20 protein-coding genes are annotated in these 18,857 nt (G+C 58.5%); 6 read left to right on the top strand and 14 right to left on the bottom strand.

The genetic code is table 11. From position 1 onward, the window contains the following. Window position 1: 1 nt before the first annotated feature. Window positions 2-1,015, bottom strand: coding sequence for a hypothetical protein (locus ACR0A2_RS06285; RefSeq protein ID WP_480834428.1), 1,014 nt, complete (start codon window positions 1,013-1,015; stop codon window positions 2-4). Window positions 1,016-1,162: 147 nt separating this feature from the next. Here ACR0A2_RS06285 and ACR0A2_RS06280 point away from each other — a divergent pair, with 147 nt between their 5' ends. Together ACR0A2_RS06280 and ACR0A2_RS06275 are read left to right on the top strand one after the other, a co-directional pair. Continuing rightward, complete coding sequence (locus ACR0A2_RS06280) at window positions 1,163-2,098, top strand: DMT family transporter (protein WP_480834426.1); 936 nt, start codon at window positions 1,163-1,165, stop codon at window positions 2,096-2,098. Window positions 2,099-2,379: 281 nt separating this feature from the next. Continuing rightward, the gene (locus tag ACR0A2_RS06275; protein ID WP_480618795.1) at window positions 2,380-3,153 is read left to right on the top strand and encodes a Hint domain-containing protein; all 774 of its coding nucleotides are present in this window, start codon (window positions 2,380-2,382) and stop codon (window positions 3,151-3,153) included. 56 nt (window positions 3,154-3,209) lie between these two features. Here the strand turns inward: ACR0A2_RS06275 and ACR0A2_RS06270 are convergent, their stop codons facing one another. From ACR0A2_RS06270 to ACR0A2_RS06235, 8 genes are all read right to left on the bottom strand, one after another. Next, complete coding sequence (locus ACR0A2_RS06270; protein WP_480444589.1) at window positions 3,210-5,411, bottom strand: 3-hydroxyacyl-CoA dehydrogenase NAD-binding domain-containing protein; 2,202 nt, start codon at window positions 5,409-5,411, stop codon at window positions 3,210-3,212. Next, the gene (locus tag ACR0A2_RS06265; RefSeq protein ID WP_171170341.1) at window positions 5,404-5,892 is read right to left on the bottom strand and encodes a cupin domain-containing protein; all 489 of its coding nucleotides are present in this window, start codon (window positions 5,890-5,892) and stop codon (window positions 5,404-5,406) included. Before ACR0A2_RS06265 ends, ACR0A2_RS06270 begins: the two co-directional genes overlap by 8 nt. Further along, a complete protein-coding gene (locus tag ACR0A2_RS06260) occupies window positions 5,892-7,103 on the bottom strand; it encodes an acetyl-CoA C-acetyltransferase (RefSeq protein WP_152457420.1) in 1,212 nt (403 codons plus the stop codon). The genes ACR0A2_RS06265 and ACR0A2_RS06260 overlap by 1 nt, the downstream gene beginning before the upstream one ends. An 11-nt stretch (window positions 7,104-7,114) precedes the next feature. Then, window positions 7,115-7,753 (bottom strand): glutathione S-transferase family protein, encoded by a 639-nt coding sequence (locus ACR0A2_RS06255; RefSeq protein WP_480834425.1) that lies wholly within the window; start codon window positions 7,751-7,753, stop codon window positions 7,115-7,117. Window positions 7,754-7,813: 60 nt separating this feature from the next. Next, window positions 7,814-8,026, bottom strand: coding sequence for a hypothetical protein (locus tag ACR0A2_RS06250; protein WP_152457422.1), 213 nt, complete (start codon window positions 8,024-8,026; stop codon window positions 7,814-7,816). 53 nt (window positions 8,027-8,079) lie between these two features. Then, on the bottom strand, window positions 8,080-9,861 hold the full coding sequence (locus ACR0A2_RS06245; protein WP_480834423.1) for an acyl-CoA dehydrogenase C-terminal domain-containing protein: 1,782 nt from the start codon (window positions 9,859-9,861) through the stop codon (window positions 8,080-8,082). 42 nt (window positions 9,862-9,903) lie between these two features. After that, a complete protein-coding gene (locus ACR0A2_RS06240; protein WP_152457424.1) occupies window positions 9,904-10,305 on the bottom strand; it encodes a MerR family transcriptional regulator in 402 nt (133 codons plus the stop codon). Window positions 10,306-10,571: 266 nt separating this feature from the next. Then, entirely contained in the window at window positions 10,572-10,940 is a 369-nt protein-coding gene (locus ACR0A2_RS06235) for a MerR family transcriptional regulator (protein WP_152457425.1), read from the bottom strand. A gap of 115 nt (window positions 10,941-11,055) precedes the next feature. Here ACR0A2_RS06235 and ACR0A2_RS06230 point away from each other — a divergent pair, with 115 nt between their 5' ends. From ACR0A2_RS06230 to ACR0A2_RS06220, 3 genes are read left to right on the top strand one after another with little or no spacing between them, the layout of a single operon-like run. After that, the gene (locus ACR0A2_RS06230; protein ID WP_171119426.1) at window positions 11,056-11,475 is read left to right on the top strand and encodes a PaaI family thioesterase; all 420 of its coding nucleotides are present in this window, start codon (window positions 11,056-11,058) and stop codon (window positions 11,473-11,475) included. A 1-nt stretch (window position 11,476) separates the two neighbouring features. Next, on the top strand, window positions 11,477-11,995 hold the full coding sequence (locus ACR0A2_RS06225) for a PaaI family thioesterase (protein WP_152457427.1): 519 nt from the start codon (window positions 11,477-11,479) through the stop codon (window positions 11,993-11,995). A 2-nt stretch (window positions 11,996-11,997) separates the two neighbouring features. Further along, window positions 11,998-13,314 carry an MATE family efflux transporter gene (locus tag ACR0A2_RS06220; RefSeq protein WP_480618793.1) on the top strand — a complete coding sequence of 439 codons (1,317 nt, stop codon included), beginning with the start codon at window positions 11,998-12,000 and terminating at the stop codon, window positions 13,312-13,314. On the opposite strand, the gene arsC is transcribed toward ACR0A2_RS06220, so the two are convergent. The 4 genes from arsC to ACR0A2_RS06200 are packed head-to-tail and all read right to left on the bottom strand — an operon-like array spanning window position 13,311 to window position 15,470. Further along, window positions 13,311-13,652, bottom strand: coding sequence for an arsenate reductase (glutaredoxin) (gene arsC / locus ACR0A2_RS06215; RefSeq protein WP_480446163.1), 342 nt, complete (start codon window positions 13,650-13,652; stop codon window positions 13,311-13,313). The two genes, ACR0A2_RS06220 and arsC, sit on opposite strands and share 4 nt — an antisense overlap. Then, entirely contained in the window at window positions 13,649-14,707 is a 1,059-nt protein-coding gene (locus ACR0A2_RS06210; protein WP_480444599.1) for a quinone-dependent dihydroorotate dehydrogenase, read from the bottom strand. The genes arsC and ACR0A2_RS06210 overlap by 4 nt, the downstream gene beginning before the upstream one ends. Continuing rightward, window positions 14,704-15,135, bottom strand: a complete 432-nt coding sequence (locus tag ACR0A2_RS06205; protein ID WP_480834421.1) for a DUF1330 domain-containing protein — start codon at window positions 15,133-15,135, stop codon at window positions 14,704-14,706. The genes ACR0A2_RS06210 and ACR0A2_RS06205 overlap by 4 nt, the downstream gene beginning before the upstream one ends. After that, complete coding sequence (locus ACR0A2_RS06200; RefSeq protein WP_171633684.1) at window positions 15,132-15,470, bottom strand: DUF952 domain-containing protein; 339 nt, start codon at window positions 15,468-15,470, stop codon at window positions 15,132-15,134. Before ACR0A2_RS06200 ends, ACR0A2_RS06205 begins: the two co-directional genes overlap by 4 nt. Before the next feature lie 107 nt (window positions 15,471-15,577). Between ACR0A2_RS06200 and ACR0A2_RS06195 the strand changes: the two genes are divergently transcribed. Then, window positions 15,578-17,161 carry a bifunctional metallophosphatase/5'-nucleotidase gene (locus ACR0A2_RS06195; protein WP_480834419.1) on the top strand — a complete coding sequence of 528 codons (1,584 nt, stop codon included), beginning with the start codon at window positions 15,578-15,580 and terminating at the stop codon, window positions 17,159-17,161. A 61-nt stretch (window positions 17,162-17,222) separates the two neighbouring features. Here the strand turns inward: ACR0A2_RS06195 and ACR0A2_RS06190 are convergent, their stop codons facing one another. Then, window positions 17,223-18,836, bottom strand: coding sequence for a tetratricopeptide repeat-containing sulfotransferase family protein (locus ACR0A2_RS06190; protein ID WP_480834417.1), 1,614 nt, complete (start codon window positions 18,834-18,836; stop codon window positions 17,223-17,225). Window positions 18,837-18,857: the final 21 nt, after the last annotated feature.

Here is an 18,857-nt window from a genome sequence, read left to right as displayed (position 1 = left end):
CTTATTCACCGCATATGTTTTGCAGCCGGACCCAATCACGGTCCGGCAACACCTGTTCCAGTGTCCGGCCGGCCATGGGATCAGCCTCGATCAGGCCCAATACTGACTCTCCGGTAATATCCTGAGCATAGGCGTAAGGGGTGGAAGGCAGCGCGCTTTGCGAAAACATCGCCAGCAAGTCTTCGTCCGGAAGGGAAGGTCGGGGCTGCGAGAGGACCTGTTCGGTATAGGTGTCGATGATCTCAGGTGTCAGTTCCCCGGTCGTTAACAGCCGAAAGGCCGACGCCGCCCCGGTTCTGTCCAGCAGATCATCCAGCGGGTCGTTGAACGCCGTCCGCGCGCGCTCTGCAACAACATAGCCTGCTGCGACAGCAGGGTCTTCGTGGTCTTCAACCAGCGCCCGGTTCAACAGAACGGTGCCACCCGGCAAGCTGAGGCTGTCCTGAACGCCGGCGGGCAGAATAACGATCTGCCGCACGCCCGTACGACTGGCCAAGCGATCCAGTGAAGCCTGCGCATCCACGGAAGAACAGGCCGGTCCCGAGACGCGTTCGATCCGACGCAGGATCGTGTCTCCGATTTCCTGCCGTTTGATTTCGGGCACGACCGAGACAACATGGTTTTGCAACGCACCGGGCAGCCAGAACAACAATACGGCCAGAACCGCGGCCACAACGCCTCCGACGCTCATCCAGCGCAAACGGCCGGGATGGGGGCGCGAGCGTTCGATGGCACGTTGCAGCCGATCGATCGCTTCAAGCATCGTGGTTTCGGATTCTCCCAGTTCCAGTGTCTCATCCGGATCACCGTCGGGGCAAAAAACAGCCGGAAAGGCGCCGGGGTTCTGCCGTTCAAGCGCCGCCAAAGACCAATGCGTCAAAGCCCTGTCATTGAAATCGGAAATGGTCAGGGTCGCCTTGCCAATCGATACCACGACTTCGCGCCGCTGTTCATCGGGCGAAGGGCGCCACAGACCGGTGGCTTCGATCCGCTGGTACTGTTTCAGGGCCGTCATCTGGTTGGGGTCTGCTCGAAATAGTTTTGCCGCAGCTTAGCATGGTGAAAACGCCGTGCGCAAACCTGTTGCGCAGGTATTCCGATTTGTGCTGGATACCTGTCAGGAATAAGATCGCCGATCTTTGATCGCAACAAGGGCGCGAACATGCAGGCAGACACGACCACCTCTCCGGTGCTGGCTTCAGCCCTTATGGTCGCAGCAATGGCTATTATCGGCGTGATCGACAGTGTTGTGATCCTGCTGGCCGAGACGGTCGGGCTGTGGCAATTCCATTTCATGCGGGCATTGCTGATGCTGCCGCTGATTGTCGGCCTGTCCCTTATGGGGCTGGGCGGGCTGAGGCCGCAACGGTGGAGGGCGGTCATCTTACGCAGTCTTCTGATTGCGACGGCCATGTTTTTCTATTTTGCGTCGCTGTCGATGATGCCGATTGCGCAAGCCCTGGCAGGGTTGTTCACCTCGCCGATTTTCGTGCTGCTGATTTCGTCCTTTGCGCTTGGGCAAAAGATCGGGCCCTGGCGCATTCTGGCTGTGCTGGTCGGTTTTTCGGGCACCCTTCTGGTTTTGCAACCCAACCCGGTCGAATTCGAAATGCGTTCGGTTTTTCCAGTCGCCGCAGGTTTTTTCTATGCCTTGAGTTCGATCATGACGCGGACATATTGCGCGCGCGAAAGCACGGTTGCGATGCTGGCAGCCATGGTCATTACCCTTGGGCTGTCAGGGGCCGTGGGCGCCGCCTTGTTCACGGTTGCACCCGTTGCCACGCTGGACGGGCCGGATGGCTTTGTTACACGGGGTTGGGTCTGGGAAGTGGGGCCCGCGCTGCCATGGATTGTCGTTCAGGCCGTCGGGTCGACCATTGCGGTCTTCATGCTCATCAAAGCCTATCAGGTAGGCGAGACCTCTTACGTGGCCGTGTTCGAGTATTCAGTGATGATTTTCGGGCCGCTCTTTGCATTCGTCGCACTGGGTCAGACCCTCGATTTGATGCAGGTGTTCGGGATTGTCCTGATCGCGGCGGCTGGGGTTTTGCTGGGCTGGCGGGCCAGGCGGTCATCCACCCAGCAGGAACTTGCCTGACACGTACAACCGCGCACTGCCAACGGATTTTGCGCGCTGCAACCTCAACAAGGGGGGCATTTCAACGGATCAGGTGCAGATGGATTCGCAAGATCCATGCATGCTGACCGTTTCGAAAATTGCACAAAAGCCTGTTTATGCCTTGTGAGTGTTCACCAAATCGCCCTGGGAACGCGCTGAGACGGCTCAAATTGGGCATAAATATGTCCGAAATAAGACGGCCTCGATTTTTGATGTTAGCTGTTTTGCATAGTGAGTTTGTGCCAAAGGGGGTTAGGCACGTGTCTGAAGTTACGAGTATTTCTGTTTATCTTGATCAGTCGTCGGAAACTGATCCATCCGGTTTGAACCACGCCGTGAACGCGCGCCGTGGTGGCTTTTTGAACGGCACGAAGGTTGCGACGACCAGCGGGTGGAAACCGGTTGAGCGCATTGCAGTCGGCGATCTGGTCCGAACTCTGGATCACGGGTTCAAAGAGGTGCGCCGCATCTCGACCAGCGTCGTGGTCATTCCTGCCGAAGAGCGCCGTTCCGAGTATTTGCCGGTTTTCGTACCTGCACGCGCCGCGTATAACGGGCGCCCCGTTTGGCTGATGCCCGAACAGGGCATCGCTCTGAACCTGTCGCAGATTGATGCCGATGTCAGCGGGTGTTCCGTCGTATCCGCAAGACTGCTGAATGGCGTGGGTCGGTTTATGTCGCAGGCACCGGGATCGTCGTTTGAGGTCCGGTCCCTGTTTTTCGACGAAGATCAGGTGATTTTTGTCGAGGGCGGCCTGCAAGCTTACTGCCCTTCCGGCCTGTTCAACATGCGCGGCAGGGTCAGCGGGGCCGGTTACGATGTCGCCGATGAAGAGACCGGCACAGAGTTGGTCAACCAGATTGCAAGCAGGGGCGATATGTCGGCCCTTGCCAATCCATTGGGTGCCCTGCCTGCACCCATTCCGCAGGAACCGATATTTCCGATCCGTCCGCCCTCTGGGGTCAGGCGGCCGGGTCGACCGGGGCGTCCAAACGCACCGGTGCTGTTTTTGCGGCCCGAATGGCAGATCTAACCAAACACTGACAAAAACGATGCAGGCGCGTGAACTCACGCGCCTGCATCACTGTTTCAGGCAGCTTTTGCTTCGGGGTTGAAGCGCCCGTAGAAGGTTTGACCCTTCTCGGCCATCTCACGCAGCAGCGGCGGGCAGGCAAAGCGTTCGCCATATTTCTCGGCCAGCTGATCACATCTTTCGGCTGCGTAGGTCGTGCCGATGATGTCCAGCCAGCTGAGTGGGCCACCGGACCACGGCGCAAAGCCCCAGCCCAGAATGGCGCCCACGTCGCCTTCACGGATGTCTTCCAGCACACCTTCTTCCAGCGCCCGAACCGCTTCCAGAACCTGCGCGAACATCAGGCGCTCCTGTACTTCGATCAGGTCGGGCTGGTCTTTGGCAAGTGGATACTTCTCTTGAAGACCCTTCCAGTATTCGACGCGTTTGCCCTTTTCGTCATAGACGAAGAAGCCGGCGTTTGCCTTGCGGCCCAGGCGGCCCTGTTCTTCCATCCAGAAGATCAGATCGTCCGAGGGGCTTTCCGGATAGGTATTGCCCATGGCTGCCTTGGTCGCACGGGCGATCTTGGCGCCCAGATCAATCGAGGTTTCATCGGTCAGCTGGATCGGACCAACCGGAAAGCCCAACTGACGTGCGGCGTTGTCGATCAGCACGGGGCTCACGCCTTCGGTGATCATCCGTGCGCCTTCGTTGATGTAAGGAATGATGCAGCGATTGGCGTAGAAGAAGCGCGCATCGTTGACCACGATCGGCGTCTTGCGGATCTGGCGCACGTAGTCGAGCGCTTTGGCAACGGCGCGATCACCGGTTTCCTTGCCCTTGATGATCTCGACCAGCAACATCTTCTCGACCGGCGAGAAGAAGTGGATGCCGATGAATTGATCGGGACGCACGCTTGCCTTGGCCAGATCGGTGATCGGCAGGGTCGAGGTGTTCGAGGCAAAGATGCAGTCTTCCGGGATGATCGCCTCGACCTTTTTGGTCATCTCGGCCTTTACGCCCATGTCTTCAAACACGGCTTCGATGATCAGGTCACACCCTTTCAGATGGTCCAGATCCGGTGTCGCCGTGATGCGGGCCAGCATGGCCTCTTTCTTATCGGCCGTGACCTTGCCGCGCTTGATACCCTTGTCCAGATAGGTTTCGGTATAAGCTTTGCCTTTGTCGGCTGCCTCTTGATCGCGGTCGACCAGAACGACTTCCATGCCAGCTTGGGCAGAAACCAGCGCGATACCGGCCCCCATCATGCCAGCGCCCAGAACGCCGATCTTCTTGACACGCTGATCGGGCACATCTTTCGGGCGGACCGCGCCTTTTTCAAGCGCTTCCTTGTTGAGGAACAGTGACCGGATCATCGCCGACGAGGACGGGTTCATCAGAACGTTGGTGAACCAGCGGGCTTCAATTTTCAAAGCGGTGTCAAAGTCGACCAGCGCGCCTTCATAGATCGCGCTCAGAAGGGCTTTGGCCGCAGGGAAGGCGCCTTGCGTTTTCCCATGAACCATGGCGCTCGCGCCAACGAAGGTCATGAAACCGGCAGGGTGGTAGGGCGCGCCACCGGGCATCTTGTAGCCCTTCGCGTCCCAGGGTTTCACCAGGTCGGCGTCCTTGGCATTCAGAACCCATTCCTTGGCCGCAGCGACCGGATCGTCGGCAACTGCGTCGATCAACTGCGCGCCCTTGGCCTTGGCCGGATCCATCATCTTGCCTTCAAGCAGCACCGGGGCCGCCGCCATGGCGCCCACCATGCGGCTGTAACGGATGGTGCCGCCGCCGCCGGGGAAGATGCCCAGCAGGATTTCGGGCAGCCCGATCTTGGACTTTGGATTGCTTGTCATGACGCGGTGATGACATGCCAGTGCGATCTCGGTCCCGATCCCGGCGCAGGTTCCGTTGATCGCACAGGCGATGGGCTTGCCACCTTTCTTGGTCTTGGGGTCCATGCCCGCCAATTCCAGCTTGCGCAGGATGTGATGTCCGCCCATGACGAAATCAAACAACGCCTGCGCAGGTTCGTCCCCGGCTTCCTGACGGATGGTGGCCAATGTGTTCAGGTCCATTCCGCCGGCAAACGAGCCTTCCTTGCCCGAGGTAATGACAATACCTTTGATCTCGTCGTCGCTCAGGGCCTGATCAATCAGTTGGCTGACTTCTTGAAAAGCCTCGCGGGTCAGCACGTTCATGGATTTTCCCTGGGCGTCCCAGGTCACAAAGGCGACGCCGTCCGCGTCTTTGGTCAGAGTGAAATCAGTCATTGTCATCTCCAATCTGGTCAGCCGTCAGCGGGCTGCCGTCTTTCCGGGTGAAAGAGAATCCGTTTTCATCATCCTTCACCATCATGTCTATGTCGCTGTAATAGCCGGTCTCGGTCGGGGTCCGTGTGCCCACCACCAGAAAGGTCGCGGGCGCATCGGTCTTGTTCACAAGGTGGTGGCCATTGGCCTCACCAGCGGGCCAAGCGGCGCAGTCACCGGGCAGCATCTCATGCTCACCATCGTCATCGATCAGCACGCATTTGCCGCTGAGCATGATGGCAAACTCGTCCTGCTCCATATGGTAGTGGCGCAGCGACGAGAGGCCCTGAGGCTCCAGCCGCACGATGTTGACCCCGTACTGGGTCAGCCCGCCCGCATGCCCGACGCGCTGCACGAAACGACCAGCGGTCGCCTCGGCCAGCTTGCCCGGATAGGACGAGCCCCCCTTGAACGGGATCTGAGAGAGATCCAGCTTGGGCATCAGACCCGCTCGATAATCGTTGCCGCACCCATGCCGGACGCAATGCAAAGCGTGGCCAGACCGGTTTCCTTGTCCTGACGCTCCAGTTCATCCAGCAAGGTGCCGATGATGATCGCACCGGTTGCGCCCAGCGGGTGACCCATCGCGATCGATCCGCCGTTGACGTTGACCAGCGCCGGATCGACGTCAAAGGCCTGCTGGAACCGCAGCACGACCGAAGCAAAGGCTTCGTTGACTTCGAACAGGTCCAGATCGCTGATCTTCATGCCGTTGTCGGCCAGGATCTTCTCGGTCACAGGAACCGGGCCGGTCAGCATGATGGTCGGGTCGGTACCGATCTTGGCGGTGGCCTTGATGCGGGCGCGCGGTTTCAGGCCGTATTTCTCGCCGAATTCCTTGTTTCCGATCAGCACGGCCGCAGCCCCATCCACGATGCCCGAGCTGTTGCCCGCATGGTGGATGTGATTGATCCGCTCAAGATGTGGGTATTTCAGCATCGCCACCTTGTCGAAACCGGGCATCTGCTCGCCCATCATCTGGAAGGACGGGTTCAACGCGCCAAGGCTTTGCATGTCGGTGCCCGGGCGCATGTACTCGTCGCGGTCCAGAATGGGCAGGCCGTTCTGGTCTTTGACCGTGATGATCGACTTTTCGAACCGGTTTTCCGCCCAGGCTTCCGCCGCGCGCTTTTGCGACTCAACAGCCAGAGCGTCAGCGTCATCGCGGCTGAACCCGTATTCCGTGGCAATGATGTCGGCCGAGATGCCCTGCGGCACAAAGTAGGTCTCCATCGCCAGAGAGGGGTCAACGGCAATCGCCGCCCCGTCGCTGCCCATGGGAACACGGCCCATCATCTCGACGCCACCTGCGATGTAGGCGTCGCCCGCGCCGCCCTTGACCTGGTTTGCGGCCAGGTTCACGGCTTCCATCCCGCTCGCGCAGAAGCGGTTGATCGCCAGGCCGGGGATCGACTGGTCCAGATCCGAGGCCAGAACCGCCGAACGTGCCAGACAGCCGCCTTGCTCCATCACCTGCGTGACGTTGCCCCAGATCACGTCCTCGACGGCGTGGCCTTCCAGGTTGTTGCGTTCCTTCATCGCGTTCAGGGTCAGGGCGGACAGACGCACCGAGGTCACCTCGTGCAGGCTGCCATCCTTGCGGCCCTTGCCGCGCGGGGTGCGCAGGGCGTCATAAATATAAGCTTCGGTCATGGGTCTTCTCCTCAAGCTCGATCCGACGGGTTGCCGGGCATCAGGTCATATGGGTGTTTCCAGCCGGGCTGTTCGGACAGGCGAGTCAGCCAGGCGTCGATATGGGGCCAGTCGGCGCGGTCAAAGCCGAATGGTTCAGGGTAATACAGATAGCCGCAGCAGCTGAGATCGGCGTTGGTCACGCCGTCGCCGACGATCCAGTCGCGGCCTTCCAAATGCGCGTTCAGCACCTGGTAGGCGGCCTTCAGGCGGCCCTGGTTGAAGGCGATCACATCCGGGTTGCGGTGCTGTTCGGGCAGAAAGTTGATCAGGAACCGGGTCAGGCCCGCCATCGAGCTGAGCTTGTGATTGTCCCACAGCACCCAGCGCAGGACATCATAGTTCTCTTCCCGGTTTTTGCCGCCGAACTTGCCGGATTTTTCAGTCACATAGGCTTGAATGGCACCGGATTGGGAGGTTTGGAAATCGCCATCGACCATGAAGGGCGCTTCGCCCATCACGTTGATTTCCGAACGGAATTCGGGGCTGCGGGTGACGCCGTTGAAGAAATCGACAAAGACCGGTTCCCAATCGAGGCCGGACATCTCCAGCGCCAGAGCGGCCTTGTAGGAATTACCGCTTTCTCCGAAGCAGTGCAGTTTAATGGTCATGCAATCGCCCCTCCCGTGGCGTTTTGTGCGTCTTTCACCCTAGCTCGGCGGTTTTGGTGCCTAGCGCTTGCGCGCCTCCAGCTCGGAATTGAAAAGACGCAATCGGTGGGTAAGGTTGTCCTCATCAATGACGCTGTTGAAATTTTCGAACAGAAAAGACAGCGCTTCGCCTTCATCTAATCCTGCCTCACGGGCAAAAGCCCTGAGCTTGCGATAGCCGTCCTCGGTCATGGCGACCGGGAATCGGCGGGTCAGGCGAAATCGTTTTGGCATTGTATCTCCTCCGAAAACCGGCTCCGGGGCGGGACCCCGGAACCGGAGAAAGATCAGAAGTTTGCAGCCTCCAGCGCCATGACCGTGTCTGCGCCGGTTTGAATGCGCGACAGATGCAACGCCGTGGCGGGCAGACGGCGGGCCATGTAGAAGCGGCCGGTGTTGATCTTGGTCTCGTAGAACTCTTTGTCCGACGTGCCACTGTCCAGCGCTTCTTGTGCGGCCTTGGCCATACGCGCCCACATCAGGCCCAAGCAGACATGACCGAACATGTGCATGAAGTCATAGGAACCGGACAGCGCGTTGTTCGGATTTTTCATGCCTTCCTGCATGAAATACATGCCAGCCGCCTGCAGATCTTTGGACGCAGCCTTCAGCGGTTCGATGAAGGCTTTGTCATACGCCTCGTTTTGGCCTGAGTTTTCCTTGCAGAAGGTTTTGACCATGTCGAAGAAGGCCATGACGTGCTTACCGCCATCCTGCGCCAATTTGCGGCCAACAAGGTCCAACGCCTGTACGCCGTTGGCGCCTTCATAGATCATGGCGATCCGGGCATCGCGGGTGTATTGCGACATGCCCCATTCTTCGATGTAGCCATGCCCACCATAGACCTGCTGCGCCTGAACGGTCATGTCGTAACCTTCATCCGTCAGGAAGCCCTTGATGACCGGGGTTAGAAGCGAGATCAGCCCGTCCGCGTCTTTGTCACCCGATCGGTGCGCTTTATCGATCATGGTCGCGCCCCAAAGGATGAACGCGCGTGCGCCTTCGGTGAAGCTTTTCTGATCCATCAGATTGCGACGGATGTCAGGGTGAACGATCAGCGGATCAGCCGGGCCATCGGGGTTCTTTACACCGGTTACATCGCGGCCCTGCAGGCGGTCTTTGGCGTATTCCAGAGCGTTCTGATACGCCGCTTCGGCCTGCGACAGGCCTTGCATGCCCACACCCAGACGCGCTTCGTTCATCATGGTGAACATCGCACGCATACCTTTGTGCTCTTCGCCCAGCAGCCAGCCGGTGGCCTCGTCATAGTTCATGACGCAGGTCGAGTTGCCGTGGATGCCCATCTTTTCTTCGATCTTGCCGACCGAGACGCCGTTGCGTTCGCCCAGCGAACCGTCCTCGTTCACGATGAACTTGGGCACGATGAACAGCGAAACGCCCTTGATGCCTTCGGGTCCGCCGGGGATTTTTGCCAGCACCAGGTGGATGATGTTGTCGGCCATGTCGTGATCGCCAGCCGAGATAAAGATCTTCTGGCCCGAGATTTTATAGCTGCCGTCGCCCTGCGGTTCCGCTTTGGTGCGCATCAGGCCCAGATCGGTGCCGCAATGCGGTTCGGTCAGGTTCATGGTACCGGTCCATTCACAGCTGACCATTTTGGGCAGGTACTTGTTCTTCTGCTCGTCCGTTCCGTGCGCCAGAATCGCCGAGGCCGCGCCGTGCGTCAGGCCCTGGTACATGGTGAAAGCCTGGTTTGAGCCCGAGAACATCTCACCCACAGCAGTGCCCAACACATAGGGCATGTTTTGGCCGCCATACTCTTCCGGCATGTCGAGGCCAGTCCAGCCGCCTTCCTTCATCTGCTCGAAGGCTTCCTTGAACCCGGTCGGGGTGTACACAATACCGTTTTCCAACCGGCATCCTTCGGTGTCGCCGACAACGTTCAGCGGATGCAGAACATTTGTGGCAACCTTGCCGGCTTCTTCCAGAACCGCGCCGGTAAACTCGGCTTCCAGTTCGTTATAGCCGGGTATGTCCGACTTTGAGACATTCAGCACGTCGTGCAGGATGAAATGCATGTCTTTGGTTGGCGCGTTGTAAACGGGCATGTGAAGCTCCCTTAATTCATATGTCCGGATGACAGGTCGAGGTTACTCGGCTGCCTTCTTTTCCTGTTTCATCGAGGCGATGACTTTCTCGCCCCAGCGCAACTGCTCTTTCAGATCGTCGATGGCCTGCGTCAGCTCTTCGCGGCGCGCTTCCATGTCCTCCAGACGCTCGCACGCGATTTCATAGGTGCGGGTCATCTGCGTGACCTGCTGGTCGCCGACATGGTACAAATCCAGCAGTTGCCGAATTTCTTCCAGGCTGAACCCAAATCGTTTGCCGCGCAGGATCAGTTTGAGCCGCGCCCGATCACGCTTGGTGAACAGACGTTTCTGGCCTTCACGGATCGGGAACAGAAGTTCCTTGGCCTCATAGAACCGCAAGGTGCGTGGCGTGACATCATAGGTCTCGCACATCTCACGGATGGTCATCACATCTTCGGTCATTCGTCATACTCTCGTCACTGGCGTCATGAGATATGAGTTGCGCAGTTGGTACGCGCTTTACAACATGAGAGTGACGTTTACGTAATCCAGACGCTGCGTCATTTCAAAGTTGACGTAACATCCGGTCACGTAAGCACGGTCTGACGCAATTTTCTTTCCGTAGCGTCATGCGAATTTCCCGCCAAAGCTGTCGCAATTGCGGAAACACCGCGCATCTGCTTGCGCAGATTCAGGGTGATCAATTCGATTTTTCGGATGGGGGGCGGCTATCCCAAGGACTTGGCCGTCTGGTCGCGCAGACGCTTGAGTTCGTCCATGGCTTCGTCCAGTTGCTGGCGCTGCTGCTGAAGCTCGTTCATCTGGCGATCCGCCATCTCGACGAAGGTGGCCATTTGCGCCTCATTGCCCTGATCTTCGTAGATCAAAAGCCATTGGCGGATCTCTTCCAGGGGAAATCCGAACTTGCGGCCGCGCATGATCAGCTTCATCCGCGCGCATTCGCGCGGGCCATAAAACCGGGACCGACCTTCACGGTCCGGTTGCAAAAGTTCGATGTATTCGTAATAGCGCAGAGTGCGCGGGGTCACGTCGAACTCGGCGCACATCTCTTTGAATGACAAACGGTTGTTGGACATTCCCGATCTCCTTGTCAGCAACCTAGGCGGTCCCGATCCCAAGCGCAACAGGTGGGCTTGCCCTTTGCGGAAACAACGGCTCATAAAGGACGGGCAGAGAACAGGACGCAAACCAATGGTCGACAAGACAGTTTTAGCCCGCCAGTTTATCGAGGCGATACCCCATGCGCGGGCATTGAACCTCAAGCTCACGCAGATCGGTGAGGGCGAGGCAGAGATCACGTTGCCCTACAATGAGGATCTGATCGGGGATCCGCGCACAGGGGTGATTCACGGTGGGGCGATTTCCACAATTCTCGACACATGCTGCGGTGCTGCTGTGATGAGCCACCCGTCGGCCCCCGGCGGGACAGCCACGATCGATCTGCGCATTGACTACATGCGCGCAGCGACACCGGGTCAGACGGTGACAGCGCATGCCGTCTGCTATCACATCACGCGGAACGTGGCGTTTGTACGAGCCACGGCTATGGACCATGACCAAGACCTGCCGGTGGCCACGGCCTCGGGGTCCTTTACGGTTGAGGGGAAATAACATGGCAAGACCTCGTCCCGAACCAATGCAGGTGGTCAAGCAGCGACGCGACGCAGCGTTGCGTGCGCTGGTTGACGGTGTCCCTTATATCCGATTTCTCAATATCAGCTTCGACCGGCGCGGGGATGAACTGACCGGCGTTCTGAACTTCGATGACAAGTTGATCGGCAACCCGTTCCTGCCAGCGATTCACGGCGGTGTAACCGCGGCATTCCTCGAAGTGACCGCTGTCATCACCCTTAGTTGGGAACATATGTTCCCGCGTATCGAAAGTGGCGAGATCGACGGAGAGGCCATTGTGACCGACCCGAATATCCGCTTTCCCAAGACCATCGACTTTACCGTCGACTATCTGCGTTCGGGCCTTCCACGGGACGCATATGCACGGGCCTTCATCAGCAGATCCGGGCGGCGGTACGCCTCGGTCCGGGTCGAAGCCTGGCAGGATAACCATGCGAAACTGTTTGCGCAGGCTTCCGGACATTTCCTGATGCCGCAACCTCCCAGAGACAAGAGCTGACCGTGCAGGACGCCTCGGCGCCCATCACGCACAGGCGGGTGCTGAAGATCGCGGTGCCCATAGTTCTGTCGAATGCCACCGTGCCGATACTGGGTGCGGTGGACACGGGCGTTGTCGGTCAGATGGGCGAGGCGGCCCCGATCGGGGCGGTCGGCATCGGGGCTGTGATCCTGTCCACAATTTATTGGATCTTCGGTTTCCTGCGGATGGGCACAACCGGGATGGCGGCGCAGGCACGCGGGGCAGGCGACACCGTGGAAACCCGGGCGCTGCTGATGCGCGGCCTGATCCTTGGAGGCGCGGCGGGACTGTTCTTTATCCTTGCGCAGGTGGCTGTGTTTGCGGGTGCATTCGCGCTTTCCCCGGCAAGCCCCGAAGTCGAAGCACTGACCCGATCCTATCTGGAAATCCGCATCTGGGGGGCGCCCGCCACCATCGCGTTATATGCCGTTACCGGCTGGCTGATCGCCGTCGAGCGTACGCGCGGCGTGTTCATCCTTCAGGTCTGGATGAACGGGTTGAATATCGGTCTCGACCTGTGGTTCGTTCTGGGCCTTGGCTGGGGGGTCGAAGGGGTTGCCATTGCCACCCTGATCGCAGAATGGACCGGTTTGGCCTTGGGGGTGTGGCTTTGCCGGGATGGGTTCGCAGATGGAATCTGGCGCGATTGGGCTCGGGTTTTCGATGCCGCCCGGCTGCGGCGCATGTTGCAGGTCAACGGTGATATCATGCTGCGATCGGTTCTGTTGACCGGATCGTTCACGACATTCCTTTTTGTTGGCTCGGATCTGGGTGACGTGAATCTGGCGGCCAATCAAGTCTTGCTTCAATTTCTTGAAATCACCGCCTTTGCGCTTGATGGGTTCGCCTTTTCCGCCGAAGCGCTGGTCGGAGGCGCAGTCGGTGCCAGAGACAGGCATCAGGTGCGTCGCGCCTCTGTCATGGCCTCGCAATGGGGTGTTGGGGGGGCGCTGTTGCTGGCTGCGGTTTTCTTCGTTGCCGGTCCGGCGCTGATCGATCTGATGTCAACTTCACCGCAGGTGCGTGAAGCCGGGCGCGAATACCTGTTCTGGGCCGCGATCGCCCCGGTGATCGGGGTGGCAAGCTGGATGTTCGACGGTATCTACATCGGCGCCACCTGGACCCGCGCCATGCGAAACGCGATGGTTCAGTCGGTGGCGATCTATGTGGTCGCTTTGTTCATGCTGGTGCCTGTCTTCGGCAATCACGGCCTGTGGGCCGCGCTGATGGTTCTCAATATCGCACGTGGTGTGACAATGGGCTGGCGCTATCCCAAGCTTGAAGCCCAGGTGGCCTAGAGCAACGTCAACAGGTTTTCCGGCGGACGTCCGATGGCGGCTTTGTCTCCGGCAATTGCAAGAGGGCGCTCGATCAGGATCGGGTTTTCGGCCATGGCACGGATCAGGTCTTCGTCGGGCGAGGTTTTGGCCAGCCCCAGTTCCTTGAACCGTTTTTCTCCTGTGCGCATCATTTCGATGGGCGGCAGCCCAAGGGCGGATTGCGCAGCGCGCAACTCGTCGATTGAAGGCGCGTCTTCCAGGTACTTTCGAACGCAGACCTGCGCACCGTTTTCTTCCAAAAGCGCCAGACCGGCGCGGGATTTGGAACAGCGGGGGTTGTGCCAGTATTCGATCACAGCCAATCCTCTCGTTTGCTGCCGACGGCTTGCGATACGGTGTCAAAACCGTCACGCGCCAGCAAGTCATCCAGCCCTTTGGCGATGTCGGCCGCCAGGGAAATGCCGCCATACACCATCGCGGTATAGAACTGCACGGCCGATGCCCCGGCACAGATCTTGGCATAGGCTTGCTCGGCATTGCTGATGCCGCCCACGCCGATCAGGGGGATTTCCCCATCCGTCAGTTTGCTCAGCCGAGCCAGCACGCGGGTGGACTTTTCAAAAAGCGGGGCGCCCGACAAACCACCATTTTCGTCTTTCTGCGCGCTGCGCAACCCGTCGCGGGACAGGGTGGTGTTGGTGGCAATCACAGCGTCCACCCCGGTTTCGCGTGCGACCTCGGCGATGTCCTGCAATTCCGCCTCGGTGAGATCCGGAGCGATTTTCAGGAAGATCGGCAGCGGGCGCGGCAGCGCATCACGTGTCTCGATCACACCGCTCAACAACGCGGTGAGAGCGGCTTTGCCCTGCAAATCCCGCAGCTTTTCCGTGTTCGGGGATGATACGTTGACGGTCGCAAAATCCAGATATTCGGCACAATGGGCCAGCACTTTGACAAAGTCGCCGGCGCGGTCTTCGCTGTCCTTGTTCGCCCCCAGATTCAGGCCGATGACCGCGTCTTTGGGGCGGTGTGCCAGCCGTTTGGCCATCACCTCCATGCCTTCGTTGTTGAAGCCAAAGCGGTTGATGGCTGCCTTGTCCTTGGTCAGGCGAAAAAGACGGGGTTTGGGGTTTCCCGGTTGCGGGCGCGGCGTGACCGCCCCGACCTCGACAAAACCGAACCCGGCGCGGGACAGCGGGGCCAAAACCTCACCATTCTTGTCGAACCCGGCAGCCAGCCCAACCGGGTTCGGCAGGGTCAGCCCGGCAACGACCGTTTTCAGGCGCGGCGTCGTTACCGGCCCGGGTGCGGGTGCCAGCCCTGACTTCAACGCCCTAATCGACATCCCGTGGGCTGTCTCGGGGTCCATGCGGTGCAGGGCGGCAAGGCCCAGTTTCTCTGTCAGTTTCATCCGAACGTCGCCCCGGCTTCACCTGAACCGCATCGGATCAGGCGCGACGTTTCCACCGCCGCCTGACGGTGGATCACCGCCGTCCGATAGGCTGGGTCGGTGACCATTTCCAGAAATGCGTGTGCCGTCGGATAGCGGGCGATGAAGACGGCATCCCACGCCTCGTCCGCCGGGCCAATCAGGGTTGATTCAAACACCCCACGCCAAAGGATGCGCGCCCCGATACGTTCAATGATCGCAGCGGTTTCAACCCCGTAGTTCTTGTAGGCTTGCGCTCCGGTCAGGTCTGCATTCGCCAGTTCATGCGCGGGTGGGTACTGCGCCTTGGCCCGAAACTTCACCAGGTTGAGCATTTCGATCGGCTGGTCCCGATCCAATGCCTTGAAGGCCTCGAACTGGTCGCGGTCCGGGTCGATATAGGATGTCATGACATGTCCTTTGGGAACTGGTGCGCGGTGCCGTCAAACGGCAGAGGGCGTGACCAGACAACATCGCTCATCCGGATCTGGCGATAGAGATGCGGGAACAGGGCACCGCCGCGCGAGACCTCCCATTTCAGGTCGTCGCCCATCGCATCTGCGTCACAGGCCAGCAAAACAAGACCATCGACACCGGCAAAATGTTTGGCTGCGGTTTCAGCTGCTTGTTCAGCGGTGGAAAAGTGGACAAACCCGTCAGCGACGTCGATCGGAGCACCGTCCGAGGCACCCTGGTTCTGCAAGGTGGCCCACTCTTCGGCTCGGAAAATCTTGTAAATCAGCATACGGACCTGATGCCCCGCGTACGCGTTGGAATCAAGCCGGATTTCTTCTTTGACTCTTTGGCGTCATCGGCGCACGATCCCTGCAAATTAAAACAGGGAGATTCAATATGTTGACGCGTTTCCTGGCTTCGGCTGCAATTCTTGGCCTGACCGCTGGCGTGGCGGCGGCAGAATACAAGCTGACCATTCTGCATACTAACGACATTCACAGTCGTATCGAGTCGATCAACAAATACGACTCGACCTGTGACGCAGAAGGCGAAGCCGAAGGTAAGTGTTTTGGCGGCGTTGCCCGCCTCAAGACCATGGTAGACGCCCGACGCGATGCGCTGGCGGATCAGAATGTGCTGCTGCTGGATGCGGGGGATCCGTTCCAGGGATCGCTGTTCTACACAACATATAAGGGCGCGGCAGAGGCCGAGTTCATGGAAGCCATCGGTTACGATGTCATGGCTGTTGGCAACCACGAATTCGACGATGGCCCGGAAGGTCTGGCGACGTTCATCGACGCGGTCAGTTTCCCAGTGATCTCGGGCAATCTGGACCTGTCGTCGTCGGCCGAGTTGAAGGACAAGGTCGGCAACCACGTTGTGCTTGACGTTGGCGGTCAGAAGGTCGGCATAATTTCAGCACTGGCAACGGACACGGTTGAAACGTCAAGCCCCGGCAAGGACATAATTTTCAAGGATGAGATAGAAAGCCTGCAGGCTGATGTGGCTGCGTTGCAAGATGAAGGTGTCAATATCATCATCGCGTTGAACCATGTTGGATTGGCCAAGGACCTAGAGATCGCAGAGCAGGTGCCGGGGCTTGACCTTGTTGTCGGCGGCCATTCGCACACGCTGCTCTCGAACACGCAGGAAGGTGCCGCTGGGTCATATCCGATGATGGTCGGTGATGTCCCGATCGTGCAGGCCTATGCCTATTCCAAATATCTGGGCGAGATCACACTGACCTTTGATGATGACGGCAACCTGATTTCAGCGGAAGGTGAGCCTATCCTGCTTGATGCGTCTGTCACGCCCGATGCGGATATCGCTGCACGCGTGGCCGAAATGGGCGCACCGATCGAAGAAATGAAGCAACGCGTCGTTGCCAGCTCAGCCGCTGCAATTGAAGGCGATCGGGCGGTTTGCCGTGTACAAGAATGCGAAATGGGTAACCTTGTCGCCGACGCCATGCTGGCGCGGGTTGCCGATCAGGGCGCTCAGATTGCGATTGCGAATTCTGGCGGTCTGCGCGCGTCGATTGATGAAGGCGAAGTGACCATGGGCGAAGTGCTAACCGTGCTGCCGTTCCAGAACACGCTGTCCACTTTTGAGATCACCGGGCAGACCGTCATTGACGCGCTGGAAAACGGTGTAAGCCAGGTGGAAGAGGTCAAGGGCCGGTTCCCGCAAGTGGCGGGCCTGCGCTTTACCTGGGATCCCAGCGTAGCGCCGAACGAAGGGCGCATCATTGATGTGATGGTCGCCGAGGGTGATGGGTTCGTTCCGATTGACCCGAACAAAACCTACCTGGTCGTAACCAACAACTACGTCCGCAACGGTGGCGATGGGTATTCGATGTTCGAGGGCGATGACAAGAACGCCTATGACTTCGGTCCGGATCTTGCGGATGTAACCGCGGAATATCTGGCCGAAAACGCGCCGTACCAGCCTTATGTCGACGGACGCATCCAGCAGAAGTGACTCTGTTTTTGAAAATGAAAAAAGCCGCGTCATCATGATGCGGCTTTTCTGCTTCTGCGGATCAACTGAAATCGTATTCCGGCCAAAGTTCCGGGTCAAAGCCATCCAGCATCGGTTTGATCTGATCCGCGACCTCGCGCCACCCCCCGATTGACTTGGTCGAGATCTTGTTGCGCACCTGATCTACGCTGGCCGTACGCACCTGTCTGGTGTTCTTTTCGGGATGTACCATGGATTGGCACCACTCAATACCGCAAAACTCGGCAACGCGCTGGCTGTGGGTCAGGGGGTCCGCCACCAGATCTTCATAGGGCATTGTCAGAATGCGGTCTCCGAACAGCTTGTCCCAATGGGACATGTAGCGGCGATACAGATTTGCTGTATGCGCGATCGCTTCAAGGTTTGAGGCGTAGTTCATGCCGCCGGCAGGGAACCGTCTGATCCATTTCGACAAACCTACATCACGCGGGTCGCGCAGCATGTTGATGATCTTGGCGTTGGGGAAGGCTGCCAAAATGAAACCAACGCGCTGAAAATTGTGCGGCAGTTTATCGACGAATGCGACAGAGCCAGCAGGAACCTGAGGCATCTGTTCTCGATAGCGAAGCGCTATCCAATTTGCAGCTTCGGCATCGAATTTCTTGTCCGCTGTGTGAAACCTGGACGACAATTCGGGCATCAACGTCAGTTCGCCGCAGCCTGCAATATCAGGTGTAGAGCTCAGCATCATCTCCATCAAAGTGGTTCCGGATCTTGGTTGCCCGACGACAAAGATCGGAACTGGCGTCTTGCTCTCGACCCCGGTGAATTCAATCGATGCGTCCGAGAAAATGCTTAGGATCCGGTTCAGTTTTTCTTCTTCAGCGGGGAAATCATATGGCAGCGTCGCGTGCTGAACAGCGTTCGCCTTTTCGAACTGAGGCATCGCTGCGGCAAGACCGTCGCTCCTCTGGATCAGGTGTGCCTTGGCAAATTCAAGTTCTTGCAAAGGCTCGTCATGCTCGGCCATGGAGTCTTCTACGGCGGCAAGGAACTGCGGAACTTCTTCTTTTGCCGACATTATTGCCACCTGCAAGAGCGCATTCGGGTGATGGGGTTTGGCTGCAAGAATATCCTCAAAAATCTTGAGCGAGCCTTTTTTGTCACCTGCCTGATGCAGATTGACGGCTTTTTGGAACGCAACGACGGTGTTTTCAGGGGCAAGTTCATACGCGCGTTGAATGTCAAGCGTACTCTCTTCGACAAAACCCATTTGATCGTAAGCCCGGGCGCGTTTCGCAAGCAATTCCGGATTGTCGGGGTCCGAAGCAAGCTTATGCGTTGTGAATTCAACGATAGACCGCCAGTTTTTCCCCTCACGCTGAATCTCGTCAATGACTCGCATGAGTTCCCGGTTGTTAGGAAATTGTTCAATCTTTTTCTCGGCATAGGCCAAAGCCCGCGCGATCTGTTCCGTTTGCATCAAGGCGTTAGCCAGATTCTCGGCAAATTGCGGATCATCGGGCTTCATCCGCGAGGCTTCAACAAAATACGGAATGGATTTCCTGTACTGCTTCATCTCGGTCAAAACGAAACCGGCGATGGCTTGGTAGTCCGAGTCCTTCGGGAATTTCTTGATACCCAGCTGGGCCTTTTTCAGCGCCTGCGGCAACTTGCCCGCATCCAAAAGGGCCATTGCTTTGCTCTTGAGGGATTG

It is taken from the genome of Ruegeria sp. H8, from assembly GCF_056532905.1.
This window is presented reverse-complemented; position numbering and strand designations above follow the sequence as displayed.

Excerpts from the sequence above, each read along its gene's own strand:
- ACR0A2_RS06190 (WP_480834417.1), bottom strand. The coding sequence starts at position 18,836 with ATGGCCCTTTTGGATGCGGGCAAGTTGCCGCAGGCGCTGAAAAAGGCC.
- ACR0A2_RS06225 (WP_152457427.1), top strand. The coding sequence starts at position 11,477 with ATGGCAAGACCTCGTCCCGAACCAATGCAGGTGGTCAAGCAGCGACGC.
- ACR0A2_RS06240 (WP_152457424.1), bottom strand. The coding sequence starts at position 10,305 with ATGACCGAAGATGTGATGACCATCCGTGAGATGTGCGAGACCTATGAT.
- ACR0A2_RS06260 (WP_152457420.1), bottom strand. The coding sequence starts at position 7,103 with ATGACCGAAGCTTATATTTATGACGCCCTGCGCACCCCGCGCGGCAAG.
- ACR0A2_RS06235 (WP_152457425.1), bottom strand. The coding sequence starts at position 10,940 with ATGTCCAACAACCGTTTGTCATTCAAAGAGATGTGCGCCGAGTTCGAC.
- ACR0A2_RS06265 (WP_171170341.1), bottom strand. The coding sequence starts at position 5,892 with ATGCCCAAGCTGGATCTCTCTCAGATCCCGTTCAAGGGGGGCTCGTCC.
- ACR0A2_RS06245 (WP_480834423.1), bottom strand. The coding sequence starts at position 9,861 with ATGCCCGTTTACAACGCGCCAACCAAAGACATGCATTTCATCCTGCAC.
- ACR0A2_RS06200 (WP_171633684.1), bottom strand. The coding sequence starts at position 15,470 with ATGCTGATTTACAAGATTTTCCGAGCCGAAGAGTGGGCCACCTTGCAG.
- ACR0A2_RS06230 (WP_171119426.1), top strand. The coding sequence starts at position 11,056 with ATGGTCGACAAGACAGTTTTAGCCCGCCAGTTTATCGAGGCGATACCC.
- ACR0A2_RS06255 (WP_480834425.1), bottom strand. The coding sequence starts at position 7,753 with ATGACCATTAAACTGCACTGCTTCGGAGAAAGCGGTAATTCCTACAAG.
- ACR0A2_RS06210 (WP_480444599.1), bottom strand. The coding sequence starts at position 14,707 with ATGAAACTGACAGAGAAACTGGGCCTTGCCGCCCTGCACCGCATGGAC.
- ACR0A2_RS06280 (WP_480834426.1), top strand. The coding sequence starts at position 1,163 with ATGCAGGCAGACACGACCACCTCTCCGGTGCTGGCTTCAGCCCTTATG.
- ACR0A2_RS06195 (WP_480834419.1), top strand. The coding sequence starts at position 15,578 with ATGTTGACGCGTTTCCTGGCTTCGGCTGCAATTCTTGGCCTGACCGCT.
- ACR0A2_RS06285 (WP_480834428.1), bottom strand. The coding sequence starts at position 1,015 with ATGACGGCCCTGAAACAGTACCAGCGGATCGAAGCCACCGGTCTGTGG.
- ACR0A2_RS06205 (WP_480834421.1), bottom strand. The coding sequence starts at position 15,135 with ATGACATCCTATATCGACCCGGACCGCGACCAGTTCGAGGCCTTCAAG.
- ACR0A2_RS06250 (WP_152457422.1), bottom strand. The coding sequence starts at position 8,026 with ATGCCAAAACGATTTCGCCTGACCCGCCGATTCCCGGTCGCCATGACC.
- ACR0A2_RS06270 (WP_480444589.1), bottom strand. The coding sequence starts at position 5,411 with ATGACTGATTTCACTCTGACCAAAGACGCGGACGGCGTCGCCTTTGTG.